Raw genomic sequence first — 26,135 nt, 5'->3', positions numbered from 1 at the left:
CTATCCCCCCCTTCTCTCCAACAGCTTTTCACTAAGTTCCTCTGCCTCTGTCTCCACCTCTTTCTCCGCAAAAAGTGCGTACCCGGTCTCTCCCAGCAAACGGATATTCACCCCAAACTCTTTTTGCAGATAACTGCCCGGAAGATAGAGTTTGGAATCATATGTTGCTATACTTTCCATCTGATCTGTCTGTTTTCTTTCTCTTACTACCTGATCTGAAAACGCCTCAAACCGATAATACCTACCTCTCTTTGCCAAAACTGCCTGACGGTGCTCTTGTTTCCATACATACCGCATAGAACACCACATGGCAGCCTTTCTTACCGGAGCATAAAGGATTGTTTCCATTCCTCCGCTCCCTTGTGTCTGACCAGAGAGTTCCCTGCCTCCTTGGGGAAATACACCGCCCTCTTCATCTTCTGATGCCTCCGCTGCTAACTCCCACAAAAGTTCTGCTGCGGTTTGTGCTTCTTCCTGATCAGGTGTCTTTGAAGTATTTTCACTGGAAGTATCTTCATCGGAAACCTCACAGTATTTCGCCAGTGCGAGAAGAACTGTATTCTGTGCTCTTGAATCTGCATTTCCAAATCCACTCTTCAGCTCCTTCTCCAAAAATGCCTTTATCCATACTCCATCCGGTTCGTTTTGCTCTGTCCCTGTCTCTCTGTCTCCGTCAGACATCTCTTTCTGATCCCTTCCTTCTATCTGTTCCCGAAGAGTCTGGTAATAATTTAATTCCTGTAAAATCACCTCATCCCCGGTACTTTCATAAAGCGTTTCACCCATAGGAAGTAATCGGTTATCCAAAACTGCTTTCTCAGCTCTCTTATCTACGCAAATTCCATTCTCAATGTGGGATAAAGCAGCCCTTTCATCTAATAATCCCCATAGTGCATCATTTTCTGTCTCCGCTGCATTTAATAACTCCTCTGTAAGTTCCTTCTCCACCTGTGCCAACACTGAGTCACCTTCTGAGGGTACACTCCCTCCCAAAGAAGAAGCTTTACTCTCCCGCGCATCCATACTTGTCTGCAGATTCCCAATACACACTCCGATTGCCTGTATCAAATCTGCATTTCCCGACAGTGTCTCTGAACCAGTCACAGTATCCAGCAGTACATTCAGCGATTCCAGTGTTTCCCGGTTAAAGTCCAGTCTCCTGACTGCATCTGCCTGCTCCATTAATTCCAGAAGTATCGTTTGTCTCTCAGTTTCCCCATTCCCGGCGGCGGCTAAATACACTGAATGCAGCGTCTGAATCTGTCTGCCCCACATCTGCCTGACCTGAATCTCTGAATTTTTCCCTTCCTCAAAAAAATCCTCCAGAAATCCAATGTCCATTCCCCCTTTTCTCAAAAGAGTTTTCTGGTCCCGCAGCTCCTCTAGTTCAGAAAGTTCATTTCTGTCATAAGGATTATTGATATCAAAGAGACAGACCGGTTCATTCGTACGCAAATCATATGTCACTCCGTCTGAACGGGTATGATGTGTAAAGAAAAGAGCTCCTATCTTCTCCTCATCTATCCTGTTCCCCTCCGGCAGAATCACCTGTACCGAATCTGCTCCCCCGATAGAATACCAGCCATCCTCCCCCAGCTCCGACTTGTAATATATCTCCGACTGATTGAAATTCTGAGCCGTTTCCTGAGCCAGTTCATAAATCATATCATTCATAGCCCCCAGATAGATCAGGTGTGTGCCGATTGCCAGTGTAGAGGTTTCAATTTCTGACGGTTCAATATGTACTGCCTGCACTTCTTCCGGTGCCGACTGTACAGTCAGGCTCTTTCCTCCTGACGCCAAAAAACATGCAAACAGTATGTACAATATCGTTTTCCAGACTTTTTTGTATTTTCTTCCCAACCGCATTCTCCTTTATTTTGCAGGTATCTATTTCCTCTCCCCAGTAAAAGCTGTTTTTCATTCAAATTGCAGAGGCGCGCTGCTTACCATTGTCTCAATCTCACATTCTGTTACCAGTTCCTCCCCGTTATACAGCTTAACTCTGGCAGTATCTATTCCGTTTATTGACAGCGTCAGATGCCGAAGCGGCTGTCCTGCGGGGATTCTCCCACCAATCTGTACTTCATTGACCCACAGTTCAAATGATGTGATTTCCGGAGTAAATCCTTCGGGAACAGAAATTCCAAAGACGAACATCTGATCCTCTATTACAGACCGAATGTAATACGTCGGTTTTTCCGGAACCTCCTCCTCACCATTTTCGTTTGTAATATCATTGTTTCCACCGGATCCCACCTCTGTATCCAGTGATTCCCCAGCCAGATAAGCAGTCACTCCCCCACAGGTAAGACGATCGAAAGAATAAAGCAGCTTACTATATTCTGCCAGTGCCTCCAATTCATTCATCTGCAGTTCTTCATAGCTTTTCTTAATTCCCCGCAATTCATCCTGCGTCAGCAGTCCCAGTTTGTTTTTCACCGTTTCTTTTTCCAGAAGCCGTCCCTCTTTTTCCACAGCCTCTGTCAGGCTGATATAAGAACCTTCAGCGCTGACCAGTGCCCGGTAACTCTTCTCCGCCTGCGCAGTCAGTTCACGTTTCATCTGCTCCTCTGCCTTTACCAGATTCACATATTCCAGAGCCGCTGTATGCAGCACATACGGATCGTCCTGAATATACCGCACGCCATCCAGAGAGCCCTTGAACCACTCCTTCGGAATTTTTATAAATAAAATCCGAATACTGCCGTTCCAAGGCTTGTCGGCTGCCTCCAGAAATCGTTCATAGGCAAGCTGAAATGCCGCGCCGTCCAGCTCCATTCCCTGCTTTGCCTGATTGATAAAAGACTGCAGGCTCTGCATCTTCTTTCCGTATTGCTTCTTCAGCAATTTTTCATTAATCTCCAGACTTTTCAGTCCCAGCTTTGTATCCATTTTTGCCTCATAATAAGCCTGACTGTTATTGAGCATGTGGGCAGTCAGTTTTGGCAGGACATCCTCTCCTATATTCGCAGAAATAAATGGATTTTCCAGATTCCATGGTATTTCCGCCTCTATTCCAGACAATACAAGCCCAGTCATTTGAATCAGTTCTTTCTGGTTCTGTCCAATCTCGCTTTTCAAGTTTTTAAGCTTTAACTGTAATGCATCCCTTGACTGATACATCGCGTCTGTCTCTGACTGTATTGCTTCCCCCAGCGGCAGAAGCAGTTCATTTCGTCCGATAGATTCCTCCAGCTCCCTTATCTGCTCTTCAAGAAATGCCAGTTGCTCCTGTTCCAGATACAGCTCTGTATACAACAATGAACTCTTTTCCAGCGATTCATACCGGATATCATCCATCTCATGAAGAAGAGCAGAAATATCCGCCTGAATCTGAATCGGCTTATACTGCCAGTCATAGGCATCTGCCTGATCGGGCCACTCCGGAAATTGAAAATTAAGTAACGGGCTCCACCGAAACGTCATCATGTCCTTTTGTTTCAGCCAGATAGATTTCACAGCATCCGAATATTTTGTTTTCAACAATAGTAATTCTGATTCCAGTTTCTGATAAGCGCTGTTATTTGCAAAGGCAAGCTCCTGTACCTGCTTTAGCGTCACCGTATTCCATGCAGCCTGACTTTCACCCGGAAGTATAGCTGTCGGTATACAGATACAAAGTACAAGGGCTAAAAATTTTTTCAGCATCCTTTCATCCCTCCGTTTCTATCAGATAGAAGGAAAATCCTTCGTTCCCTTTCTCGCCGAAAAATGTATACCAGAAATCATCTTTTTTATAAGTACGGATTTCCAGATTCTCTTCCGGATGAAATGCCGTAACCTCGTAAACCTGACGGAAGGTTTCCATAAGGACCATCCCATCCGCCGCGTCTTCTCCTCGTACTTCCCTCATCACCCGGACTGCTGCCACATCCTGAAACTTTACAGCCATAGTCCCGGAATATTCTTCCTCTCCAAAATATACTTCCAAGTCCGACCAGCTTACAAGCACGTCCTCATCTCCAAAGAACTCTGGTTTCAGCACATATACACCCTCCACGGTCCACTCATCCTCCAGCGAATCTTCATCCCGGACTGTATAATATACCGCCTCGATTTCCCGCATTGCCGTACAGACACAATCCTCATAACTGTAAACAGTCCTCTTCCCCTGATAGCATTCTGCAGCCTTACTTACAGGTTTCCCCACCAGTTCTTCGTAAAGAATCCGGTTCCGCCAAAAATTCCCCTGATAGATTATCCGGTTTCCCGGCGCATAGAGTGTTCCCTTTCCCTCATATTTCCCATTGGCAAATGTTCCCTCATAGACCACCGACCCTGACTGCTCATACAATGTCCCCTTCCCGTTTGCCGTGCCGTCCTTTACCTTTCCTATATAAGCTATCGTTCCGTCACTATTTATAATCTCTGCCTTTCCATGATAGACTTTCAGCAAAGTGGAGTCATAGGCAAACCGCCGGAATGATCCCCCTCCTATATCCGGCTGCCATAACGGACTGCATAAAAAAATCAAAACTACTCCGCATAAAATAAAAAGAAAAGCTGCCAAATATGCTGCCCTTCTTCCGATCATCCAGCGGAAGAATACAATGTAATCTTCTTCTTTCTCCGGTAATAATCCCCTGCACTTTTGCATTCCGTTCATTTCCTTTCCCCTTCATTGCTCTGTTTTTCTTACACAAGCCTTACTCCAGAAGCACGGTTCCGATCTGTCGTAGCGGTTCCTGAAATAGCTGGAATAAAGGCGTCTCCCCTGTTATCAAGAAGACAATTACCGTCCCCAGTGCGATCAGGAACAAAATCAGTCCGAATCCAAATAATATATAAAATACCCTGTCATCCTTAGGAAGCCATAAGCCCTCTGTCTGCTTTTGCACTTTCCTTATATACAGGTCCTGATACAATTCTAAAAATGTCTTGTATACTCCTCTGTTCAATTTCTTTTCTGCCAGTTTTTCTTCCGGCAGCCTCTTTTTCCTCTGCTTTTTCTTCCGTCCCGTCAAACCGTCTTGCAGCCATCTTCCGCATACCCGTACACAATCTGCTTCTACAGCGTCAAAATGAATGCTGTCATAATTCAGGTCATAGCCGATATAAAGAGTTCCATCCTGCCTGATATTGACTGCTTTTGATTCCAACACCAACATCAGCATCGGCCATGGCAGATTACAGGACATACACAGTATCAGAATTTTTATCCAAAAGTCCTCCAAAGATTTACCGGCAGGAAGAAACTCTGTCAGCCTTCTTCTTTTTTCATATGGAAAATTCAAAATCAGGCTTTCTCCCTCCATATAGCTTTTTTCCCACGGAACTTTCCCTTTTTGTTCTTCCTGCAATGCCAGAAGATTCCGAATGATTTCTCTGTCTGTTACAATCCATACACAGATCTTACCACCGTCTTCTTTTTGTCCAAGACCAACGTTTCCCTTTTCTCCTTCATACAGGATTCCTTGTATCTGCCCTCTCATCACACCACCACTGCATAAACATAGGTACATATTTCCGGATATTCCTCACAGGAAATTTTGACTTCATATACACCTGTCCGTCTTGGCGCCGTATACGTTCCATCCTCTTTAATTTTTCCTCCATGTTCCTCTGTCACTTCATATTTCAGGGTACATGGCTGCATATTGTGGAAATTTACCCTGAAAAAATGTCTGCCTCCCGGTTTTAAATTCACAGCTGCCTCTGCCGGAGCGATCCACCCTTGTTTCTTTTCTATATCATCCTCTGTTTCCTTATTAACCTGCGGATATTTCCATGCTATCCAGTGCATTGTCAGCAGCACCGTATTCTGCTCACCATACACCTGTGCTGCCACTTGGAAGCTGCCTCTGTCTTTCCATACCTTAACAGCCGTTTCCACACTTGTTCCATTCGGATTCTTCTCAGCAAACAATCCCGCATCCCCATATATTACTGCCGGAACTTTACGGAGATTTCCTACCCCTTCCTCCGTTTCGTCCAGCCCAGTGATCACACAGACATTTCCCGGACCAAGACCGTGTACAATCTCGGAAGAATAACATATCGCTCCCTTCCTCATATTTTCTGCCAGCGGAATCTCCAGAGTTCCACAGCTCACCTCAGGGAAGAATACTCTTTCTTCGGAAGGCGTTTCTGCCAGCACCTCCTTTTCCTGAACCGGTGTAGTCCACTCTCCATTATCATAATAGGACATATACAGATTCCTCTGTGCTTCACCCGAAGGAAGAGGAATATATGACCGTACCGATTCATCCACATATCGAATCACACAGGCAGTATCCGTATGCCGCATATACAAGTCCGCCAGCCGGACAAAAGAATCTTCTCCAAAATTCTCATGAAACTCCAGCCCCATTTTCCCAAGTTCCCGGCGGATCAGTTCCTCTGGCTCATCCCTTGTAAGCCGTACTTTCAATTCCAGTTCTTTTCGTTCCCTCTTCTGTCCTACAGGCAAAATTAACACGCTGCTCTCCTTCAGTTCTGACTGTGAACAGAACACCCAGTAATCCTTCCTCTCTTTTTCTCCCGACTTTGACAGTTCTATCCGTTCCCTGATTTCCAGACAGTGGTTCATCTCCCGTGTCAAAAATACCGGCATCTGTAAATCGTAAGCCAGTTCCACACTTTTTCTTGCATTACTTTTCTTTTCTGACTCAATGGAAATCCGTAGTTTTCTTCCTTTACATCCAATTGCCGGGAGACGAAGCACCACCCGGTAATCCTTCGTAGAAAACAACTCTGTTTCTACGAAAAACTCTGAATCCAGATGAAATTGCCGGTCCAATATACGTTTATCAATAAGAAACAATTCATATCCTTCCTTAATCCGGTTGTTTTCATATTCATTCTGCCCTTCCTTCCGGTTTACTGCATAGACCGGCTGTGTTTCTTCCTCATGATACCGGAGGCACAGACTGAAACAGTCTGTATCCTCCTTCTGAAAGCCGGGTAGCGCATACACTTTCTTCACAACCGACTTGTCCACGATAATTTCCCTTCCTTCAGAATCAATCGCCGCTCCACTCTCCACAAGAATCGACAGGTCATCCAGATTCAGCACCCCAAGCCCGCATAACACACCGTTTCCCAGCAGCATACTATTCAGAAAATTGCGCTTTCCATTTATATATTTCTGCTCTGCCTGAAAATCTCCTGATGTCAGCATCTTCCCATAATAATACCGGTTTTTCTCAAAGGGCAGTGTCTGCATTCTTCTCATTCCCTTCTTCCTTATAATTTCTATAATTCCGTATATTTAATATATCCTTGATTTCCTTTGACCGTCTTGCAGTATAACTACAGCAAATCTCATTCGTAAAATACAAAAGTCTGTTTTTTGTATCCACTTTTCGAACCAGCTTCATGTTAACCAGTGTAGATGCTCTGCTTTTATAAAAATAATCCGGAAGCCACTGTTGTAATGCGACAATATCTGCATGAAGTTTTCCTTCCCCGTGTTTTGTCTTCACCTCATAGTAGTGTGTAGACTTGATCGTTTCAATATAATAAATATTTTCCATATCTACACTGCCCCAGAACCTGTCTTTATCCATAATAAATATACTACTGTCCGTCAATTTTCCTATTCCTCCTCTAGCCCGGCCAATAACCAGCGCCGTATAACACCAACTCTGTTAAGTATATGCTACTATATCCACAAAAGTAAATTTGGGATTTTTCGTAAAATGTCAAAATTTGTCATTAATGTTTTGGTATTTAAGCAATGAACTCAAAAAAAGGAACTGATGCTCCGGTAGATTATTTATCTACTTTTGCATCAGTTCCCTTCGGCTGCCTTCATTTAAAATTCACTCTTATTCTACATGACCAACAATTCCGCCCAGTTCATGCTGTTCTCCCTGCTGATCGACCAAATAGACCTTAATTTTGTAATCTCCAGTCTTAAAATCAAAATTCGGCACATTAATGTTCATCAGATAACTACCGTCCTCCTGTGCTTCTGCCTGCATCCACTGAACATCGCTTTGATCTTCATTCACCCATACGGCTACATTGACTGCACTGATTCCATTGCCCTTGTCATCAATCTCACGAATGTACAACGGAAGAAATCCTGCCATATAGTCATATTCCTCCAGAGTCAGCACAGCCGCCGGTCCATCCTTTACCGGCTGCGGCTTCTCTACTACAATATCTGCGGTAAACTCTTCCATCAACTTAGACTTTTTATGAAGTTCCGATTCCATTCTATTTACTCCATATAATTCTGCCAATGTATATTCTTTAGAAAATAAATTTGTTCCCAGACCGAGACGGTTGCCTTCAATCATGACTCCCATTCCCGCAAGTGTTGTCGGAAAATCATCAAAAATTGTATAGTTTCTTGTCAGCTCTGACTTTTCTGGCTCTGCGGCAGCATTGATATAGACAGTATAGACCTTTCGTTCATACTCCGGGTCTGCATCCACTTCCTCACAAAAATCACTGTCCATTGTCAAATGATCTCCTGTAATCACAACAGTCGTATTTTCATAAAATTTCTGACGCTGTATCCACTTTACAAATTCCGCCACCTGCTTACTAGAACAAGACATCACATTTCCATATGTATTTCCATCATGGATATCCTCACACAGTTCACACCAATATCCATCTTCAAAATGTGTATCCACTGTCAGCATTGTCAGATTAAACGGCTCGCTCTGCGCCGCCAGTTCTGTAAGCTCCGCCTTCGCAAATTCAAATAGCTTTTTATCCTCATATCCCCACCATACTCTGTAGTCTTCCGGAATCAGACCATTATCGCGGGCATAATAGTAATCCTTCATCTGGAAATTCCCGTGTTCTTTGAACATCTGACGCCTGCCGCCAAAAGTCGCATCCGATCCGATCAACAGCGTCTGATTGTATCCTTCTTCTTCAAGTATATTACCTATCGTAACAACACCCGGTAAAAATGATTCCTGCTGATCCATAGAATTCCGCTCTACAGGAATACTCAGAGGAAGCCCTGACGAATGACCAAACATTGCTGCTACAGTCCATGTGGCAGACGGCATCGTATAACTTCCGTTCAGCACATCACTGTCCCCTGAAAAATCTTCATTATCCAGTGCCAGTTGCGTCAGCTCCGGAATATAATTTGTATCATAGGCACCGCCGTTTTCTTTGTCTGCATAAGTCGTTTCCATAGATTCCAGATAAATATAAATCAGATTTCTCTTCTTTTCCGGAAATGTAATCGTTACATCCCTGGGATTTACATAATTATCATCAATAAAAGAAGAATAAGATCCTTTATTCTCTGTATAGTTCATTATATCCAGCCTTTTCCCAGTATACACGATGGTTCCGGCAAAGATTCCTACTGATACAAGAAGCGCTCCAACGATCACCTTGTGATAACTCCCGTTCTTCCGGGCAGCCAGCAACACAAAAATCAGCAAAAACATGACAATAACCGCAGCCGGAATACAATAATTAATATATTCCTTTACCATCGAAAGATTGGTTCCCTCCATCGGGGCATTAATCTGGTACATCAGTTCATCCATATTGAGCTTGGGCCATGTATGGAACATCCACATTGAGCTGGAATATAATAGTATGGCAAACACGCTTAACAATGTCACTACGACAGCTTCCAATACAAAAAATATTTTTTTTACTATTTTCCAAAGAATATCCGTCAATTTTTCTTCCTCTTTCTCTTGTTATCTTTTTAAGAATAACATTTTGTTACGCCTTTGTAAATTCCTGATTCTCATCATCAGCCGGAGTCTGCCCCTGATCCGGTTCTGCCGGATGTTTTTCCAGATATTGTACAAATCGCATGATGATCGTGGCACACTCTGCTCTATTTGCATTTCCTCCAGGATTCAGCAGTCCATTATCCCCTTTAATCATCCCTGTTCCTACTGCCCATTTCATAGCTTCCGCAGCAAATTCATTTACCTTATCTGCATCAGCAAATCCGGTCAGCTCACTGGTGATTGATGTATCTGCTTTAACAAATTTTGCATACCGGTACATCATTGTCACAAGCTGCTCTCTCGTAATATAATCTGACGGTCCGAACAGTCCGCTGTCTTCATACCCTGTTATAATATTCACATCTTTCTGGCTTGCCCAGAGTACTGCCCCAGTATAGAACTGCCCCATCGTCACATCTGGAAACCGCTCTGTATACTCCACTTCCGGAGTCCCTTGAATCCTATGTAAAATTGTTGCAAACTGAGCGCGTGCAAGATTCTCGGACGGTCCGAACTGAGTGGTTCTCAGTCCTGTCATGATATTATTATAGAAAGCATATTCTGCCGCATCATAATACCAATCCTCCGGCTTCACATCCCAGTAAAGCATTTTTCCGGTATCTTCTCCTTCTGTCAGTCCATATGCAGAAGCAATTCCTCTGGCATCTGCAACTCCAAGCTTTTTTAAAAAATTCTCATCTTTCAGCTTTTCTGCATCAGCCTCATTATTGAGATAGGCATGTTCTACAATGATTCCTGTAATTCCATATGCCTTACTTACATTGATCGATGTATAATAATCCGCCTTATTTCCTGCGTCATCACGCTCATTTGTCGTACTGTTTCTGATCTTTGCGCCGCGGTTTTGAAGTCCCAGTGCACTGAGCTGATCCAATACTTGATTTGCGAGCACATTTCCTTCCATATGAATCCACTCATTATAACTGATATTCGGATAATAAACCTCCGCACCTGACGCTTCGCTTGTGGCTATCGAATTGTTAAAATGCAGATCTACAAATACATCCGCACCGACCGCAGCTGCTTCTACAATTCTCTGAGTCAGACAGTATCCTGTTACACGGTTCGGGTATTTGCAGTCCACAGAATCACGGTCTGTATATACTTCTACATCTCCGTATTTTTCCAGTTCTTCTTTACAATACTGCCGAACTTTGAAATTCAGTTCTTCCTCCCTCATACCGTAACCTTCAGCCCCGATATGTGTTGTATCGTGCCCCGCACACAAATAAACAACTAATTTCTTCTCGCCCGCCGCTCTGCTTCTTCCTGCCCTCTGTGCTTCTGGCAGTTCTCCTGTTTGTTCAGCAGCTCCGGCAATTGTCTCTTCCACGTCTTCTATATCACCGGATTCCACAGTCATCTCACCGTTTCCATCCAACACATAAATATTCGTTGCATTCTCAATAGCCTCTGCCCCATATGTCTGCACATCATCAAGTATCCCGACTGTGTATGCAGTCGTCTCTATTCCTTCATCTGTAAAAAATGCCATCCATTCCTGACCATTTACCGTATAACAAATTCCATCCAAAATGTATTCATCTGCAGCGGCTCCTTCTGTATATTCCTCTGAAAAAAGAACTGCTCCGTCAGTCACCGCATCCGCTTCTGATTCATAAAGTTCGCCTGTCACTTCTGAATGATACTGCAGTACTGCTGTCTCTGGCAGAACTGTTTCATCTGCAAATCCAACAACAATATTCTGCGTTCCCGGAAGAGACAGCTTCGTCTCATCTACATAAACATATCCGATCAAATCCGTCTCTCTTTTTGATTCAGCTGCCTCTGCCCCTGCTTCCGCTTCCATCTGCACGATATCCTCTGCATAAACAGGGGTTATACTTCCCACCGCCACAGAAATAACAAGAAGCGCCGCTAATGCTGATTTCTTCCAATGCTGCATAAAATTCAAAACCTCCTTAATATCTTTCCATAAACCTTCTGATCATTGCTGCACATACAGCTCTCTCTGCTGTATTCTGCGGAGACAATGATCCGTCACCATATCCGCGGATAATTCCGGTTCCAACACCCCAGCGCATTGCTCCGGCAGCAAATGCACTGACCCTATTCCCATCTGGAAACAACTCAAGACTGCCCTCTTCCAAAGTAACATAGTTTTGTCCGGAAGCAAAACGATATAACAATACTGCAAGCTGTTCTCTCGTCACCGGATCAGCCGGTCCGAATAGTCCGCTGTCTTCATACCCTGTTATAATTCCATTAGAAGCCGCCCATTCCACTGCGTCTGTGTAAAATTGCCCCTTTGCTACATCCGGAAAATATCCTCTGTAAGTCACAGCCGGCTCTCCCGCATACCGGTACAGGATTGTTGCGGCCTGTGCCCTGCAGATCTGTTCCGCCGGACCAAATCTTGTTTCTGTCAAGCCTGTCATCATTTCATACAAATAGAGACAGGCGGCATCATCATAGAACCAGTCTGCTTCACTTACATCTGAATAAGGGAGCTGTATCAAAATGTTCTCTTCCGGAATTACCGCCTCCAGACTCCGTCTCATATTCAGAAGTCCGCCCGCAGTCTCTGGGTCTTTCCCCGGCGCTCCAATATCTGTAGCATTCTTTAGAAGAATATCACGTACCGAAACGGTAGTCAATGTTGGATTTACGGAACACAGCATTGCAGCAGCGGCTGTCACCGAAGGCGCCGCCATAGAGGTTCCACTTAATCTCCCATAATTTCCATTCTGCATGGTACTATAAATATTTCCGCCCGGGGCAGATAAGTCCTTTCTTCCTCCATAATTTGAAAAACCTTGCCTTCTGTTATCACCGTCCACTGAAATCACACCAATCGTATTGTCATAATCAGCAGGTACAACAGAAATATTTCCATTGTCAGAAAGACCATGGTTTCCAGATGCACAGACTACGATAACCCCCGCTTCATAAAGACGCTGGCATTCTACATACAGCACACTGTCGTCAATCCCCGTATCCCGTCTTATGCCGAGACTCAGATTAATTATCTTTGCCCCGCATTTTCTCGCATACTCCATCCCCTGAATTAAATATGCAAGATTTGTTGTTTTCTCTTTATTAAACACATCTACAACCATCAGATCGACTACTGAATTATCCCCTGCGCTTCCCACGCCTGCAATTCCCTGTCCGTTATTTGCTTCCGCCGCAAGAATCCCGCTGACATGCGTTCCATGGCTCTTAGTATAGCCCGCGTCAATGCCGTTCACATACCCGTCTCCGAGAAGCGGACCGACCTTTCCGTCTTCGCTTAAAATCTCACTGCTCAATGATCGGTTCAGAACATTGACAAGATCCGGATGTTCTGTTTCTGCCCCGGTGTCCAGAACTGCCACAAGCACTTTACTGTGCGGCACAGCTGATAAACGCTTCCATGCCTGGATAGCCGAAACCTGATGTAAGAAAGTCTGCTGTGTATAATCTGGATCATTGACAGCGGGCGTTCCATACAGTTCAAGTTCATAATTAGGTGATGCCGCAATCACCTGCTCCTGTTCCTTGTACGATGCCGCCGCCTCTTCTGCCGATATCCCTTCTGTTTCTATTTCAATAACTGCCACTGCCAGATCTTCTGAAACAGCTGTATCTTGCAGCATATTATCTCCCTTTTCTTCTGCAAAAGCCTTGATTTCCATTCCTTTGTCAGGTGAATACAAGACAACAATCCCCTCTTTGTTTCCATCCTCTGCCTGTACGCAAAAGCCTTGCATCAGAAAAATACTGACGCCTATTCCTAATACAATCCGCCGGAAAACTACTCCGCTGCCCATATCACTCTTTCCCTTCTCATTCTCGTTTCACATCCTTTTCCAGACAGGAAAAGGAAACGAAATTTTAAAAGAAGGTTATGCTTTTTCATACAAAAATGAAACGCATAACCTTTTAACTTTTTGTCTCTTACAGACTATAATGCTGCATAAATCTGGTCAAAATTGCCGCACAGTGTACACGGCTCGCAGATCCCTGAGGATTGAGTCTTCCCTGGTCTCCCTGAATCAGACCAACGGCAACTGCCCACTGCATAGACTCTGTTGCAAATTCCTGCACATTTCCCGCATCTGGAAAGCTTCCCAGATCCTCTCTCTCAGATACATTCCATCCATTACTCTGTGCATATCTATACAGAATCGCCGCCATCTGCTCACGCGTGATATCATCAGTTCCGCCAAATCTTCCATCAGCGTCATATCCTGTCATAATTCCATTTTTGTGTGCCCAGATAGCCGGAGTTGTATAGAACAGCCCCTCAGACACATCTGAGAATAAACTTTCGTATCCAACCTCTGGTGAGCCGGCAAGGCGGTGTACCGTTGTTGCAAACTGTGCACGTGCCAGATTCTCTTCCACGCCAAAAAGATGTGAATTTAAGCCAGTCATAATTCCCCGGTCATACATATATTCCACATAAGGATAATACCAGCCCTCCTTATGTACATCCCAGAACGCATCCACGCCTGTCAGCATACTGCCCTGATTAATGATACTTAAGTAATCAGTGCTGATAAACGCATGCATTTTGCTGAAGTTATACTCACCGGTTCCTTTATCCAGCCCTGTTCCCGAACTATTTAACAATCCATCACTCTGTATTCTGTAAAATCCATTCTCTGGCTGTTCATCCAATATAATATAGGTTGTCGCAGACTGGGTTCCGCTTGTATATAATACATTAGAAGACAGGCTGCTTCCTGCGCGTATATTGACATTATTGTGCGATGTTGCAAAAATATCCTTAACGCCAAGAGTATAGTTATACTGATCCGACTGTCCCATACTCTCATCCAGATTCCATGCAATCGCCGCGGCCTTCTCTCCCCAATATGGATCAGAAGCATACTTTACATTGATTCCGCTTCCCTTATTTCCAAAAAAACCTCCGAAATATCTGCTGTCCTTTGGATACAGATATCCCTTAGACATCCATTCTCTCGCAAATTCGGTAATACAATGATTTGCATCCGCAAATGTATCGGCGCTTTCCCCCGGTGAAGAGTCCACAGCATTCAAACCAAACAGATTATTCTTATTCAGGGCAATCCAGCTTGTTCCCCATGCACTCTCATTTGCCGCAAGGCTTAAGGTCAGCAGTCCGTTAACGCCATATGTATTCTGGCTGCTGACAATGCTGTTCCCCGCATTCAGCAGTTTGGACTCCTCATAACCTTTATTTGCTATACTCTGGTCAAAATTATTTGCCTGATAACTTGATACACTGCGCAGCGGAAGATATTGAAAATAATTAAAATATGGAGAAGCCGCATTGACGGCACTTGTCCGTCTGTTGTTTTTATAATCATCCAGCATGACACTGTAATCTGCATAGAAATAGTGTCCGTCATAACTATAATAAACCATATTCTCTGTCAGGTATCCCGGATTCTTTCCGATACGCAAACTGCCGGCATATGTTGATTTCTCCATATTGTAAGTGATGTTATGTACAATCCATCCGCTTTTTACAATATAATGACTAATGCTTTTTGCAGAACTGCGGTTGATAACTTGTACTTCTTTCTCCGGCACATATCCGACCACACCGGACAGCATAAATTTGACCTTACCGTTTTCCTTACCCAGATAAGCCCCGTCGGCTGCACAAGAACCATTTGTATATCCTGCTGTCCCCGTACCTGCTTCTGTATAACTAGTTATTGCATTCCCTTTCGTATTAAAATTGACGACCATATCATTGTCATTAGCAAAGGTCATAATGGAATCCGACTCATCTACAACCCCCACTTCCGGAGTCAATTCATAAATATTACCAGTTTCATCCATCCCTGTATATGGACGGTCTTCAAACTCTTCTGCCTGAGACACAAAAGAAAAACCGAGTCCCATTGTCATACAGAGTGCTAATCCTACAATTCCTGCTTTGATTCCTTTCATCATCTTCTACTCCTCTCCTGTAAATCTCTTTAATTAATTGCTGCCCCTCCTCCAAGGCATCCCTCTGAACCTTGTTCGGGTACCTGCTCTACTATCGGCTCTGTATATCCTGAATCTGCATATCCCGGATCCGTATAAACTGGTTCTGTATACTCAGGTTCTGCATAACTTTCCACTTCCTGCGGCGGCGCTGCATCCTGTGCTGCCTGTGCCGCCGCTGCCGCTTCCGCTTCCTTCTGTGCCTTAGCACCTAACTCCTGCTCTTTGGTAGATACAGAATCCCCAGATATCTTGCTGACATACTTAATGTAACCGACAGCTTCCTCATAACACAGCTCTACTTCTTCTTTGATATCCTCAAATCAAAAAGAACTCAGTTCTATGACACTGCCGTCCGCCAGTGTTGCCTGCATATTATATGTAACATTGATCAGCTTGTCCGTATTTGACGCATCCCGCACCGAGTCTGCTGTCTTCTCCGGTGTATAGAAAAACTCTGCTGTCTTGCCGTTTTTCAATGTTTCGCCAGACTTCATCATATTGGCAGGATATTCCGTCTTATCAGAAGTCTTCACAGCAATCGCTGTAATATCCTGCCCTGTACTGTTCTTCAAAAGAACTGTAAATGCATCAGCGTTTTCATTGCCAATGACCATATACTCTTCTTTAGCTTCTTCTTTCGTCTCTTTCTTTTTTGTTTCCGCCTTCTCTTCTGTCTTCTTTACAGGTTCTTCCTTCTTACCGCATCCTGTTATAACTCCACACAGACTAAATGCCAGTATCAGGCATAAAACCGCTTTTTTCATTTGAATAAATCCTCCTTTTTCTTACCGCCGTCTTAATTCCATGGCACATCCGCAGAAGCCACGATCATATTCTGTCCGTCATTCTGTACAATTGTGCTGATATGATAGTTCCCCGGCTGCAGAGAACTGCCTTTTAAATATATCTGATATCCATTATTGAATTTTTCTTCTGTCATCACATAAAATGCCGGGTACGTCTTTGTCTCCATCGTCTGGCTGTTTCTCAATGAAATATAGATTTCTGTCTCTTCGGAAACATATCTGTCATCAATCTGCCCGTTTATCATCAAATATGATCCCTGTTTATCTGTGAAAATCTCGGAATCTGTCTCCGCCTCCGGCGCAGACATCACTTCTGTCTGTACCGGCTCCATAATCGGAGCTTCCTCAATAAAATCGATCAAATTACGCTCCACCTTTTCAATCACAACACAGTTGGGGCGATACTGCTCCGTCTGTGTCAGATTATACGGAACAAGTCTGGAAAAATATCCTCTTTCGGCCTCCTCCGCAATCAGCGGCAGAAGACTCTCTCCAAAAGAATCCCGGAACATGAGAATGGTGCCGGTCTTCCCCGGACTTACCGTCTCAATCCAGTCATCCATGTTGTCAGTCACGTCATTTACATACTGATAATTCCATTCCTTATCGTATATATAATCTGTCTCGGGTTCATATGCCAGCGGATAGAGCATCTCATCCAAGTCTCCTGTATGAACCGCTTTTTCTTCATACGGAACATTCAGATATGTCTCATGCTCCTTCCCTATGTAATCCATCAGCCCATTATACGCAAGCACAGCTCCTCTGTTATTCCAGTGAGAATCACGCTGAAAATACATTATCTCATTTTCTTCTTGAAACAAACTGTACAGGTTCAGATAAGAAATTCCTGCTTTCTCCATCTGTTCCGTCAGATTTACCAGATTACTTTCACTGCCCTTTTGATAATAATACGGCATGTTTTCATTATACAAACTATTTTTATTAGGTGCAACTGTAAAGATAAAGCCGCTGCCCCAGCTCTCTACATACTGCTGTATAAGTTTTAAATTATGTATCATCATATAAATCTGACGCTCATCCATCAGGTTTTTACCCTGATAATCTTCCAGAGTACCGTTATAGTAGAGCCAGTCATCTGTTCCGACTACCACCTTCGGCATGGAGCTTTCTTTCAGCACCTTTCCTCTCAGCACTGCATTCACCGTCACCATCTGCTGCCGGAAAGCAAAATGGTCATCAAAATACTCTCCCATCCCGGACAGATACTCCCGGTTCAGTTTCCCGTCTTCTATCAGAGACGGCCACTTTGCAAGGACTGTATTTTCTGACGTTTCATTGGTTGCCCAAAAAGTCATTCCTGCAAAAGGAACCAGCAGTATAACGCAGACAAGTACAATATAAATCAAATATCTCTTTTTCATATTCATATGCCGTTTCTCCTAAAACCGAAAATAAATAAATGGATTATAGGTTCCGCCTGACAGTGCCAACATACACAATACCAGTAAAAATACAGTCCCGATATAACCAAACAATTCTGCCGCCCGGTTTTTTACTATACTTGCTCCAACCCATACCTTCAGCTTCGGAAGAACAGGCATACTTCCGATTGCCGCACACACAAGAGTGATAAGAAACACTGGCGTCAATACAGAAAGCATTTCTGTTATCTGCTGGTTTTCAAATTCCCAGCCAGTAAACATATTTCCAATCATCATCATACCTTGGGAAAATGTATCTGCACGGAACATCACAAACCCGATACAGACAACTAAAAATACATACATATGCTGCAAAACTTTTGGAAGCTTTTTCACCGGAAACACTTCCTCCAGAAGTATAAACATGCCATGCCACAGTCCCCAGATAACAAAGGTCCAATTTGCCCCGTGCCACAGTCCTGTGGCAAAAAATACAATCAGTTTATTGATACAAGTTCTCACCCTTCCCCTGCGGTTTCCTCCCAGCGGAATATACAGATATTCCTTAAACCATGTAGACAGGGAAATATGCCAGCGTCTCCAAAATTCCTTAATACTTCCAGAAATATACGGGTAATTAAAATTCTCCCGGAATCCAAAACCGAACATATGCCCCAGTCCGATCGCCATATCACTGTAACCGCTGAAATCAAAATAAATCTGAAACAAATAGGCAATCGCCGCCGTCCATGCAGACAATACATTCATCTCTGATGCCTGTAAGGAAAACAATATGTCTGCCGCATATGCCATCGTGTTGGAAATCAGCACCTTTTTGGACAAACCGACAATAAAACGTCTCATTCCCTCTGCAATTTCCTGCGAGTCTGCCTTTCTTTTCCGTATCTGTTCCTGTATATCATGATACTTCACAATCGGTCCCGCAATCAACTGGGAAAAAAGGAAATATACAGCATCACATGAAGCACATTCTTTTCCGCATGCGCTTCCCCCCGGTACACGTCAATTACATAAGAAAGCGCCTGAAACGTAAAAAAAGAAATTCCGATCGGTAACGCCAGATTAGCCATAGGCAGCTCACTATGGCTAATCTGATTCACTGTTTTTAGAACCATGTCCGTATATTTAAATATAAAAAGCAGACCAAGATTAGTCACAACTGCGGCGGCAACAACCAGCTTTCTCCCCGTTTCACTCCGTATTCCAAGCATTCTTCCGAAGAAATAGTTCATAAAAATGCTAAGCAGCATCAGCAGAACATATACCGGTTCGCCGTATGCATAAAACAGCAGACTTGCGATGATTAACAGCCCATTTCTGATGCGCAAGTCCGGCAGTATATAATACAGCAGAAATACCACAGGAAGAAATACACACAAAAAGGTCATTGAACTAAAAACCATTGTCTACTCCTTTACTACCATGTATATTGGAGAACCGGACTGTATACCGGCTGCATATAAAAGTTATGTCCGCCAATTTCGTACTGAGCTTCCGGGTCACATATGTAAGAACTGCCGTCCTGGTTGATGATTACCCAGCCGTGAGGTCCATATCCGCCTGCCGCCAGACCCACCTGCCCTTCAATATACTCTGCGTCATATCCCAGTCCCAGCGCACAATAATAAAATACTGCCGCAAATACATAGCAGTTGCCGCTTCCATTCAAAAATGCCTGCATTGCATACCACTCAGAACCTGTATACCCTTCCTCTGGATCAAGCGGAATCGGAAGTGTCCTGTACGTAATGTTATTGACACACCACCAGTAACATGCATTCAAATCATATCCAACCTGGTCATAGATATCCTGCACATGACTCATCACTTGATAGTATCCCGGTGTTCCTTCCACCTCCATCGTCTGTACATCGCCTACTGGGATTCTGACTCCGATATCCAACAGTACATACGTCTGCATTTGATAAGTCCCCACGTGATTTGCATGATTTCTGACCTTTCCTAATGTTCCCCATGAACCATCCGGCTGTTTCTCCAGATCATAGAAATCTGCATCACTCCAGTAATCATTGCACCACACCCGGGCCTGTACTTTTTGCACACCAGGAGTCCCCTGTATGCCTTCTGCCTTAATCCAAAATTCTCCGTTCTGCTGGCTGGTCACAGAAAGCCCCGACCAGCTGCTGCTTGCAGAAATCTCAATATCCTGCAGCGTTCCCGGCATAAATGTCTCACAGAACCGCTGTAACATGGTGGCACATTCCGCACGGTTTGTATTCCCCTGTGGATTTAAGTTCCCCTTATCACCTTTTATAATACCGCTTCCAACCGCCCACTGCATTGCTTCAAGGGCAAATTCTGTCACATTGCCTGCATCAGGAAACTCTTTCAGATCATTTATATGCGTTGTGTCCAGACTTTTGTATTTTGCATACCGAAACAGCATGGTAGCCATCTGTTCTCTGGTAATATTGTCATTTGGTCCGAAATTTCCTTCATCATATCCGCCGATTACGCCTACTTCTTCACCGCTTGCCCACTCAACGGCGGATGTGTAGAACTGATGGTCCGGCACATCCGGGTATGTTCCTTTGTAGCCCGTTTCTGGTGCCCCGGAAATTCTCCAGAGAACAACAGCAAACTGCGCTCTTGCCAGCGCCTCTCCCGGCGCAAATTTGTTGTTCCCTTTCCCTGTCATCACACCTTTGTTCAACGTATATGTGACATAAGGAAGATACCACGAATCATCACTGACATCGTCAAACAGGCTGCCGCTGACCGGATAAGAACTGACATCCGGTACCGGCGCAATAACAAGATCATTTTCTTCTGACTTTTTTTTCTCTTCTATTCCTTCCTCTGTAAATACCTGTACATCTGTCTCTGGAACATCCTCCGAGTCACTCTTGTCCTCTGCCAAAGCTGCGTCTGGAGCAGTATCATTCTCTGCTTCTTCTTCCAAAAACTCGTTCACAGCTGTGTTTTCCTCAGTCAGGTCTTCTGTCTGAACATCATCTATAATATCTGCCTGTATTTCAACAGACTCTTCTGCAAGAACCTGTATTTCAGGTGACGTACTGATCATTCCTGCTGTCAAAAATAGAGCCAGCACTCTTCCTATTCTTTTTTGCATTTCTCTGCCTCGCTTTTCTTTTGTAAAAATTCTATCCTTCTACCTTCACACCAGTTTCTTCAGGCGTTTTCCCCCGAAACTTCTGCCATTTCTTCTTAAGTTTTTTATAGGTATCTTCTGATACATGTCTCCTCAATACCATCTTTACCCGGTACTTCAAAAACGTACTAAAAAATCCTTTCATTTCCAAAGCCTGCCGCAATATATCTGTTAACTGGTCCGGACAGGCAATCATCTCATTTTCAACAAACACCTTGTTGTACTCTCTGACATAATAGTGCAGATTCGTATATTCAATGGATGCAAATTTATCATTCATACCAATTGCCGGATAATATCCGGACTCCTGTACTACATAAGGATAAATCCTCTCTACCGCATGAAGAAATGTACCGTCAATCCCATTAGGTTCTTCCGGAAAATCTTCATACTTCCAATCCATCTCAAACAACGGCTTCATAGCCCTTGGACGGAACCAGAACATGGTACCGTAAGGCGCCACCGGCGGAACGTCTCTGCTGATTGGAACTGTCAGCCCCAGCCTGTCTGCCAGTTCCTTTGTCACATCATAATTAGGTCCCCACTCGTTCCCCAATGTCGTAAAGAACACACTGTGATTCGGTTCCGGCGGAGAAAGAATTCCCAGTCTCGGATTCTTAACAAAGGTATCAATTACATTCGCCGTAAATGCCCTCCCTGCCAGTGTATTTTCAAAACACTTATATGCAAAAGACGCTCCTACTGTTCCCGGTGTAATCTGCGCGGTTTTTTTATCGTGTGCAAAGCAGACAATATCATACTGCATAATCACATCCTGTACACCTACAAGAAGACTGCTCACGTCACGTCCTCTGTTCTGGATCAGGCGAACCTCCAGCTTATGGCACGGCAGCTTGGCAAAAGCCCGCTCAATTGCCGCTTTTTTCTCTTCTGTATCGGTCGTCAGATAAATGTCCGCCTCCTTTGGCATAGCAGAAACATAGCGGTATGACTCTTCCAGTAAATCCGGGAAATATAAATGCATGACAAGAGCAACCCTGTTCTCTTTGGTCTGTTTCTCCAACAACTCCTTGTCATACTGTTCCTTTGAAAGGATATACGTCAAGTTCATATTTTTTACAATATCATACTGTGGATAACTTCTCAAAATTGTTTCCCAGATAAAATCCACATCATAGTCCGTCTCATACTGCAGAAAGTTATACAGTTCCGTTGTCTGCTCTCCCATAGTGTTCCGCAGATAATCCGATTCCATATGAAAGAAACTCCGCTTCTTAAAAATAGGACAACGATACTCCTTCAAAAGCCGTTTGGGACACATCATCAACGGATATCCGCTGTACTCCCTCAAATTCTCACACTCAACAGAAACCGCCCACTTATATCCCAGGTCGGCAAACCGTTTTGTAAAAAGAGATTCGTGCTTTCCAACTGCCTGCGCATAGTCTTCAATCATCGGCATCTGTTCCCAGTATTCCTGAAATGCTTTGCTTGACACAAGACTTTTTCTGCATGCAATCCAGTGAGACTGAATATGATCCGGCAGATATCCATAAGGCGAATATCCGAACGGATCACCTGCGAACTGAAAATATTCTGTTAATCCCCAGAAATCTACATCCATATGGTCCATTTTCTCAAATGTTTCCTGAAACGGATAAACCGGCCCCATAATCGTATTATTCAGCAGAATTACTTCGTCATATATCTGCAGCCTGTCCCAGCCGTAATGAGCCATAGCTTCCTTATACGCCCAGACATCAAACCCCTTGTTCTCCCGAATGAAAACCTCTCCGTACTGCTCCAGTACTTCCTTGCTCTTTTCAGGAATCCCGCCGTTGCAGACCGTACAGATCTCTGTTACGTTTTTCTTTAAATCGTCCAGTAAATATGGAACATAGCGGTCGACAATCCCACTTTTGTCATAAAAGAAAAAAATTGCCAGCCGCTTTGCATTTTCACTGTTTATTAACATGTTTTGCTCCTCGGTTCTTTCGGTTTTAGAAACCTTGCTCTCCTAAAATTTTATAACTGATTATAACGCTCCCATACCTTATCCACAGAATCATCCAGCATCATCTCACCGTGATTAATGAGAATTGCCCGGTTACAGATACTTTTTACCTGTTCCATACTGTGAGAAACAAACAGAAGAGTAGTTCCCTGTTCCAGCATCTCATGAATCCTTCTTTGGCATTTCTCCTGGAACTGCCAGTCACCGACAGAAAGAATTTCATCTACGATCAGAATGTCCGGTGTATAAATCGTTGCAACCGCAAATCCAAGCCTTGCAAACATACCGGATGAGAAATTTTTAATCGGAACATCCATAAAATCTCTCAGTTCCGAAAACTCAATAATTTTCTCCATGTTCTCTTCCAGCATCTCTCTCGGATACCCAAGAATTGCTCCGTTTAAGAATACATTTTCCGCCGCAGTCAGTTCCATATCAAATCCGGCTCCCAGCTCAATCATAGGAGCCACGGTTCCTCTGATTTTCACATTTCCTCTGGTTGGCTTTAATACCCCTGCAATTGTCTTCAGCAGCGTACTCTTTCCGGATCCGTTTCTCCCCACCAGTCCAATAGCTTCGCCTCTTCCTACATAAAAATGGATATCTTTCAATGCCCAGAATTCATCATAGGCGATCTGATTCTTTATCTTCTTAATGACAAATTCCTTGATACCATCTACCCGTTCTCTGTATAACCGGAACATAACTGAGACGTCATTCACCTCAATAATCGGTTCATTCATCTTTCTTTCCTCCTACACCTTTAAAATAAAGGTATCCTGCTGTTTATGGAACACAACAATTCCCAGTACAAGCGCGGTCAGGCAAGAAATAATACACTTCACATGAAGCATCATTCCCGGCAAAGCACCGTACATAATCAATTCCCGCAGCATTGTAATAATATTTGTCAGCGGGTTTAGTCCCACGATCGTCTTTACCCATCCCGGAAGGATTTCTACCGGATAAAAAATCGGCGTCAGATACAGCCATGCTGTAAGCAGTACCCCGTAAAGATGCATCAAATCGCGGAATGCTACAACAAGAGCAGACAATAAAAGCCCCATTCCCAGAGAAAACAAAAACACATATAATATCGGAATAAAAATTAATAACACCGTCCATGACAGTTTTGTTCCAGTAAACACAATTACAATCAACAATGCGATGAATGATGTAAGCAGGTTTACAAAGCAAGAACAAACTTTTGACATAGGAAACAGATACTTTGGCACATACACTTTTCTAATCAGCGCTGCATTGCCCAGAATCGACCCCATAGCAACAGAACTGGCCTCATTGTAAAAGTTAAAAATAATCTGTCCGCACATCAGGTATACCGGGAAATTTTCGATATTTCCACGGAATACATGCGAAAATACGACAGACATGATCACCATCATACCAAGTGGATTCAAAACCGACCACAAAATCCCCAGAACAGAACGTCTGTACTTAATCTTAATATCCCTTCTCACCAGTTCCTTAAGCAGTTCTTTGTATGCAAAAAAGTTATGTATATAAGTTGACACAAATCTACCTCCAATGACTGTTTATAAGGATTTGATTCCCTTCCACTTCTTATCTTTCTCCGAAATCGTCAGCTCCATTCCCTCCGGAATCGGCCACTCTACTCCAATATCCGGGTCATTCCATGCAAGACCGCCTTCATCATTCGGATGATAAAAATCGGTACACTTGTACGCAAACTCAGCAGAATCAGATACTACAAGGAAACCATGCGCAAAATTCTTCGGAATAAAAAACTGCTTCTTATTCTCTGCCGACAAAAGCACACCACACCACTGTCCGTATGTCTTAGAATCTTTCCGCAGATCAACCGCTACATCAAACACCTCACCGCTGACAACACGTACCAGCTTATCCTGCGGATAATTGATCTGAAAATGAAGTCCGCGTAAGACCCCTTTCTTAGAACTGGACTGATTGTCCTGTACAAACTCCATGTCAATTCCTGCGTCTTTATAATCATTATAATTATAGGTTTCCATAAAATATCCGCGCTCATCGCCGAATACTGCCGGCGTAATTACTTTCAGCCCTTCGATTTCACATGTTTCTACCTGAATCTTACCCATAAAACATCTGTCCTTTCTAAACTACTCTATCCTGTCTTAATCTATCTTCTTGCAATACCACACTGAGCATTCTCATAACTAAGCCGCGTCTCATTATAAGCCCTCTGCGACCTCTACCAGATACTTACCGTACTCGGTCTTCATTAAAGGTTCCGCCAACTTCAAAAGCTGTTCTTTTGTAATAAATCCTCGTTTGTATGCGATTTCTTCGATACAGGATACATAAAGCCCCTGTCGCTTCTGGAATGCAGCTACAAAATCCGCAGCATCAAGAAGTGCGTCATGTGTACCGGTATCCAGCCATGCAAATCCTCGACCCATCGTCTCCACACGCAAATCTCCTCTTTCCAGATATGCATTGTTAACACTTGTAATCTCAATCTCGCCTCTTTTAGACGGCTTCACATTCTTAGCGATTTCCACAACATCATTGTCATAGAAGTACAGGCCCGGAACGGCATAATTTGACTTCGGATGCTCCGGTTTCTCCTCAATAGAGATTGCCTTGCCGTTTTCATCAAATTCTACTACACCATAAGCCCTCGGATCGCGTACATAGTATCCGAAAATCGTCGCTCCCTTTTCTCTGGATGCAACTTCCTTTAACAGCTTAGAAAAGCTCTGTCCGTAGAAAATGTTATCTCCCAGAATCAACGCTACATTGTCATCTCCGATAAATTTCTCTCCAATAATAAACGCATCTGCCAGTCCGCGCGGCTCTTCCTGCACAGCGTAGGACATACGAAGTCCAAGTTCCTCTCCTGTACCAAACAACTCCTCAAACATCGGCAGATCTCTTGGTGTAGAAATGATCAAAATATCCTGAATCCCCGCCAGCATCAAAATGGACAGCGGATAATAGATCATCGGTTTGTCGTACACCGGCATAATCTGCTTGGAAACAGCTTTTGTCAACGGATATAACCTTGTTCCTGAGCCACCTGCTAAAATAATACCTTTCATAAGAAACCTCCTAATATTCTTTTACTAACATTTGTATATTTTAAAAATCTTGTTACTGTTCACAGCCTGCTGCTGTGCACAGTAACCGCATTTGTGCATTTAAAATCGCCTGCGGCGAGGCACAAAT

The 26,135-nt window shown here is 43.7% G+C and carries 21 protein-coding genes; all 21 read right to left on the bottom strand.

The window, feature by feature from the left end; translation table 11 throughout:
- A complete protein-coding gene (locus tag NFS18_RS12405; protein WP_251390565.1) occupies positions 1–1,863 on the bottom strand; it encodes a hypothetical protein in 1,863 nt (620 codons plus the stop codon).
- A gap of 57 nt (positions 1,864–1,920) precedes the next feature.
- Positions 1,921–3,651 carry a TolC family protein gene (locus tag NFS18_RS12400; protein WP_251390563.1) on the bottom strand — a complete coding sequence of 577 codons (1,731 nt, stop codon included), beginning with the start codon at positions 3,649–3,651 and terminating at the stop codon, positions 1,921–1,923.
- A gap of 4 nt (positions 3,652–3,655) precedes the next feature.
- Complete coding sequence (locus tag NFS18_RS12395) at positions 3,656–4,609, bottom strand: MORN repeat-containing protein (RefSeq protein WP_251390561.1); 954 nt, start codon at positions 4,607–4,609, stop codon at positions 3,656–3,658.
- A gap of 40 nt (positions 4,610–4,649) precedes the next feature.
- Positions 4,650–5,435 carry a hypothetical protein gene (locus tag NFS18_RS12390; RefSeq protein WP_251390559.1) on the bottom strand — a complete coding sequence of 262 codons (786 nt, stop codon included), beginning with the start codon at positions 5,433–5,435 and terminating at the stop codon, positions 4,650–4,652.
- Positions 5,435–7,177: a hypothetical protein gene (locus NFS18_RS12385; RefSeq protein WP_251390556.1), complete on the bottom strand. Its 1,743-nt coding sequence runs from the start codon at positions 7,175–7,177 to the stop codon at positions 5,435–5,437. The genes NFS18_RS12390 and NFS18_RS12385 overlap by 1 nt, the downstream gene beginning before the upstream one ends.
- Positions 7,149–7,535 (bottom strand): LytTR family transcriptional regulator DNA-binding domain-containing protein, encoded by a 387-nt coding sequence (locus NFS18_RS12380; RefSeq protein WP_251390554.1) that lies wholly within the window; start codon positions 7,533–7,535, stop codon positions 7,149–7,151. The genes NFS18_RS12385 and NFS18_RS12380 overlap by 29 nt, the downstream gene beginning before the upstream one ends.
- A gap of 237 nt (positions 7,536–7,772) precedes the next feature.
- Positions 7,773–9,611 (bottom strand): sulfatase-like hydrolase/transferase, encoded by a 1,839-nt coding sequence (locus NFS18_RS12375; protein ID WP_251390552.1) that lies wholly within the window; start codon positions 9,609–9,611, stop codon positions 7,773–7,775.
- A gap of 46 nt (positions 9,612–9,657) precedes the next feature.
- On the bottom strand, positions 9,658–11,598 hold the full coding sequence (locus tag NFS18_RS12370) for an N-acetylmuramoyl-L-alanine amidase (protein WP_251390550.1): 1,941 nt from the start codon (positions 11,596–11,598) through the stop codon (positions 9,658–9,660).
- A gap of 16 nt (positions 11,599–11,614) precedes the next feature.
- A complete protein-coding gene (locus tag NFS18_RS12365) occupies positions 11,615–13,465 on the bottom strand; it encodes a S8 family peptidase (protein ID WP_251390548.1) in 1,851 nt (616 codons plus the stop codon).
- Positions 13,466–13,592: 127 nt separating this feature from the next.
- Positions 13,593–15,587, bottom strand: coding sequence for an S-layer homology domain-containing protein (locus tag NFS18_RS12360; protein WP_251390546.1), 1,995 nt, complete (start codon positions 15,585–15,587; stop codon positions 13,593–13,595).
- Between the two features lie 26 nt (positions 15,588–15,613).
- Positions 15,614–15,760, bottom strand: a complete 147-nt coding sequence (locus tag NFS18_RS12355) for a hypothetical protein (protein ID WP_251390544.1) — start codon at positions 15,758–15,760, stop codon at positions 15,614–15,616.
- A gap of 186 nt (positions 15,761–15,946) precedes the next feature.
- The gene (locus tag NFS18_RS12350) at positions 15,947–16,390 is read right to left on the bottom strand and encodes a hypothetical protein (RefSeq protein WP_251390542.1); all 444 of its coding nucleotides are present in this window, start codon (positions 16,388–16,390) and stop codon (positions 15,947–15,949) included.
- Between the two features lie 32 nt (positions 16,391–16,422).
- Positions 16,423–17,823, bottom strand: coding sequence for an alginate O-acetyltransferase AlgX-related protein (locus tag NFS18_RS12345; protein WP_251390541.1), 1,401 nt, complete (start codon positions 17,821–17,823; stop codon positions 16,423–16,425).
- A 12-nt stretch (positions 17,824–17,835) separates the two neighbouring features.
- Entirely contained in the window at positions 17,836–18,750 is a 915-nt protein-coding gene (locus tag NFS18_RS12340) for an MBOAT family O-acyltransferase (RefSeq protein WP_331477686.1), read from the bottom strand.
- Between the two features lie 14 nt (positions 18,751–18,764).
- Positions 18,765–19,241: an MBOAT family O-acyltransferase gene (locus NFS18_RS19535; RefSeq protein WP_331477685.1), complete on the bottom strand. Its 477-nt coding sequence runs from the start codon at positions 19,239–19,241 to the stop codon at positions 18,765–18,767.
- Between the two features lie 14 nt (positions 19,242–19,255).
- Positions 19,256–20,932 carry an S-layer homology domain-containing protein gene (locus tag NFS18_RS12335; RefSeq protein WP_251390539.1) on the bottom strand — a complete coding sequence of 559 codons (1,677 nt, stop codon included), beginning with the start codon at positions 20,930–20,932 and terminating at the stop codon, positions 19,256–19,258.
- Between the two features lie 31 nt (positions 20,933–20,963).
- Positions 20,964–22,907, bottom strand: a complete 1,944-nt coding sequence (locus NFS18_RS12330) for a rhamnan synthesis F family protein (protein WP_251390537.1) — start codon at positions 22,905–22,907, stop codon at positions 20,964–20,966.
- Positions 22,908–22,957: 50 nt separating this feature from the next.
- Positions 22,958–23,689 (bottom strand): ABC transporter ATP-binding protein, encoded by a 732-nt coding sequence (locus NFS18_RS12325; protein WP_251390535.1) that lies wholly within the window; start codon positions 23,687–23,689, stop codon positions 22,958–22,960.
- A gap of 12 nt (positions 23,690–23,701) precedes the next feature.
- Entirely contained in the window at positions 23,702–24,478 is a 777-nt protein-coding gene (locus tag NFS18_RS12320) for an ABC transporter permease (protein WP_251390533.1), read from the bottom strand.
- Between the two features lie 21 nt (positions 24,479–24,499).
- Positions 24,500–25,045: a dTDP-4-dehydrorhamnose 3,5-epimerase gene (gene rfbC / locus NFS18_RS12315; protein WP_251390531.1), complete on the bottom strand. Its 546-nt coding sequence runs from the start codon at positions 25,043–25,045 to the stop codon at positions 24,500–24,502.
- 93 nt (positions 25,046–25,138) lie between these two features.
- Positions 25,139–26,008 (bottom strand): glucose-1-phosphate thymidylyltransferase RfbA, encoded by an 870-nt coding sequence (gene rfbA, locus NFS18_RS12310; RefSeq protein WP_251390530.1) that lies wholly within the window; start codon positions 26,006–26,008, stop codon positions 25,139–25,141.
- Positions 26,009–26,135: the final 127 nt, after the last annotated feature.

The organism is Mediterraneibacter agrestimuris (assembly GCF_943193195.1).
Lineage (GTDB): Bacteria > Bacillota > Clostridia > Lachnospirales > Lachnospiraceae > Schaedlerella > Schaedlerella agrestimuris.
Note: the sequence above shows the minus strand (reverse complement) of the source record. Positions and strands in the feature narration are given on the sequence as shown.

Bases quoted from the DNA above. Each gene is read 5' to 3' on its own strand.
- NFS18_RS12400 (WP_251390563.1), bottom strand. From the start codon at position 3,651: ATGCTGAAAAAATTTTTAGCCCTTGTACTTTGTATCTGTATACCGACA.
- NFS18_RS12395 (WP_251390561.1), bottom strand. From the start codon at position 4,609: ATGAACGGAATGCAAAAGTGCAGGGGATTATTACCGGAGAAAGAAGAA.
- NFS18_RS12390 (WP_251390559.1), bottom strand. From the start codon at position 5,435: ATGAGAGGGCAGATACAAGGAATCCTGTATGAAGGAGAAAAGGGAAAC.
- NFS18_RS12385 (WP_251390556.1), bottom strand. From the start codon at position 7,177: ATGAGAAGAATGCAGACACTGCCCTTTGAGAAAAACCGGTATTATTAT.
- NFS18_RS12370 (WP_251390550.1), bottom strand. From the start codon at position 11,598: ATGCAGCATTGGAAGAAATCAGCATTAGCGGCGCTTCTTGTTATTTCT.
- NFS18_RS12365 (WP_251390548.1), bottom strand. From the start codon at position 13,465: ATGGGCAGCGGAGTAGTTTTCCGGCGGATTGTATTAGGAATAGGCGTC.
- NFS18_RS12360 (WP_251390546.1), bottom strand. From the start codon at position 15,587: ATGATGAAAGGAATCAAAGCAGGAATTGTAGGATTAGCACTCTGTATG.
- NFS18_RS12350 (WP_251390542.1), bottom strand. From the start codon at position 16,390: ATGAAAAAAGCGGTTTTATGCCTGATACTGGCATTTAGTCTGTGTGGA.
- NFS18_RS12345 (WP_251390541.1), bottom strand. From the start codon at position 17,823: ATGAATATGAAAAAGAGATATTTGATTTATATTGTACTTGTCTGCGTT.
- NFS18_RS19535 (WP_331477685.1), bottom strand. From the start codon at position 19,241: ATGGTTTTTAGTTCAATGACCTTTTTGTGTGTATTTCTTCCTGTGGTA.
- NFS18_RS12335 (WP_251390539.1), bottom strand. From the start codon at position 20,932: ATGCAAAAAAGAATAGGAAGAGTGCTGGCTCTATTTTTGACAGCAGGA.
- NFS18_RS12330 (WP_251390537.1), bottom strand. From the start codon at position 22,907: ATGTTAATAAACAGTGAAAATGCAAAGCGGCTGGCAATTTTTTTCTTT.
- NFS18_RS12325 (WP_251390535.1), bottom strand. From the start codon at position 23,689: ATGAATGAACCGATTATTGAGGTGAATGACGTCTCAGTTATGTTCCGG.
- rfbC (WP_251390531.1), bottom strand. From the start codon at position 25,045: ATGGGTAAGATTCAGGTAGAAACATGTGAAATCGAAGGGCTGAAAGTA.
- rfbA (WP_251390530.1), bottom strand. From the start codon at position 26,008: ATGAAAGGTATTATTTTAGCAGGTGGCTCAGGAACAAGGTTATATCCG.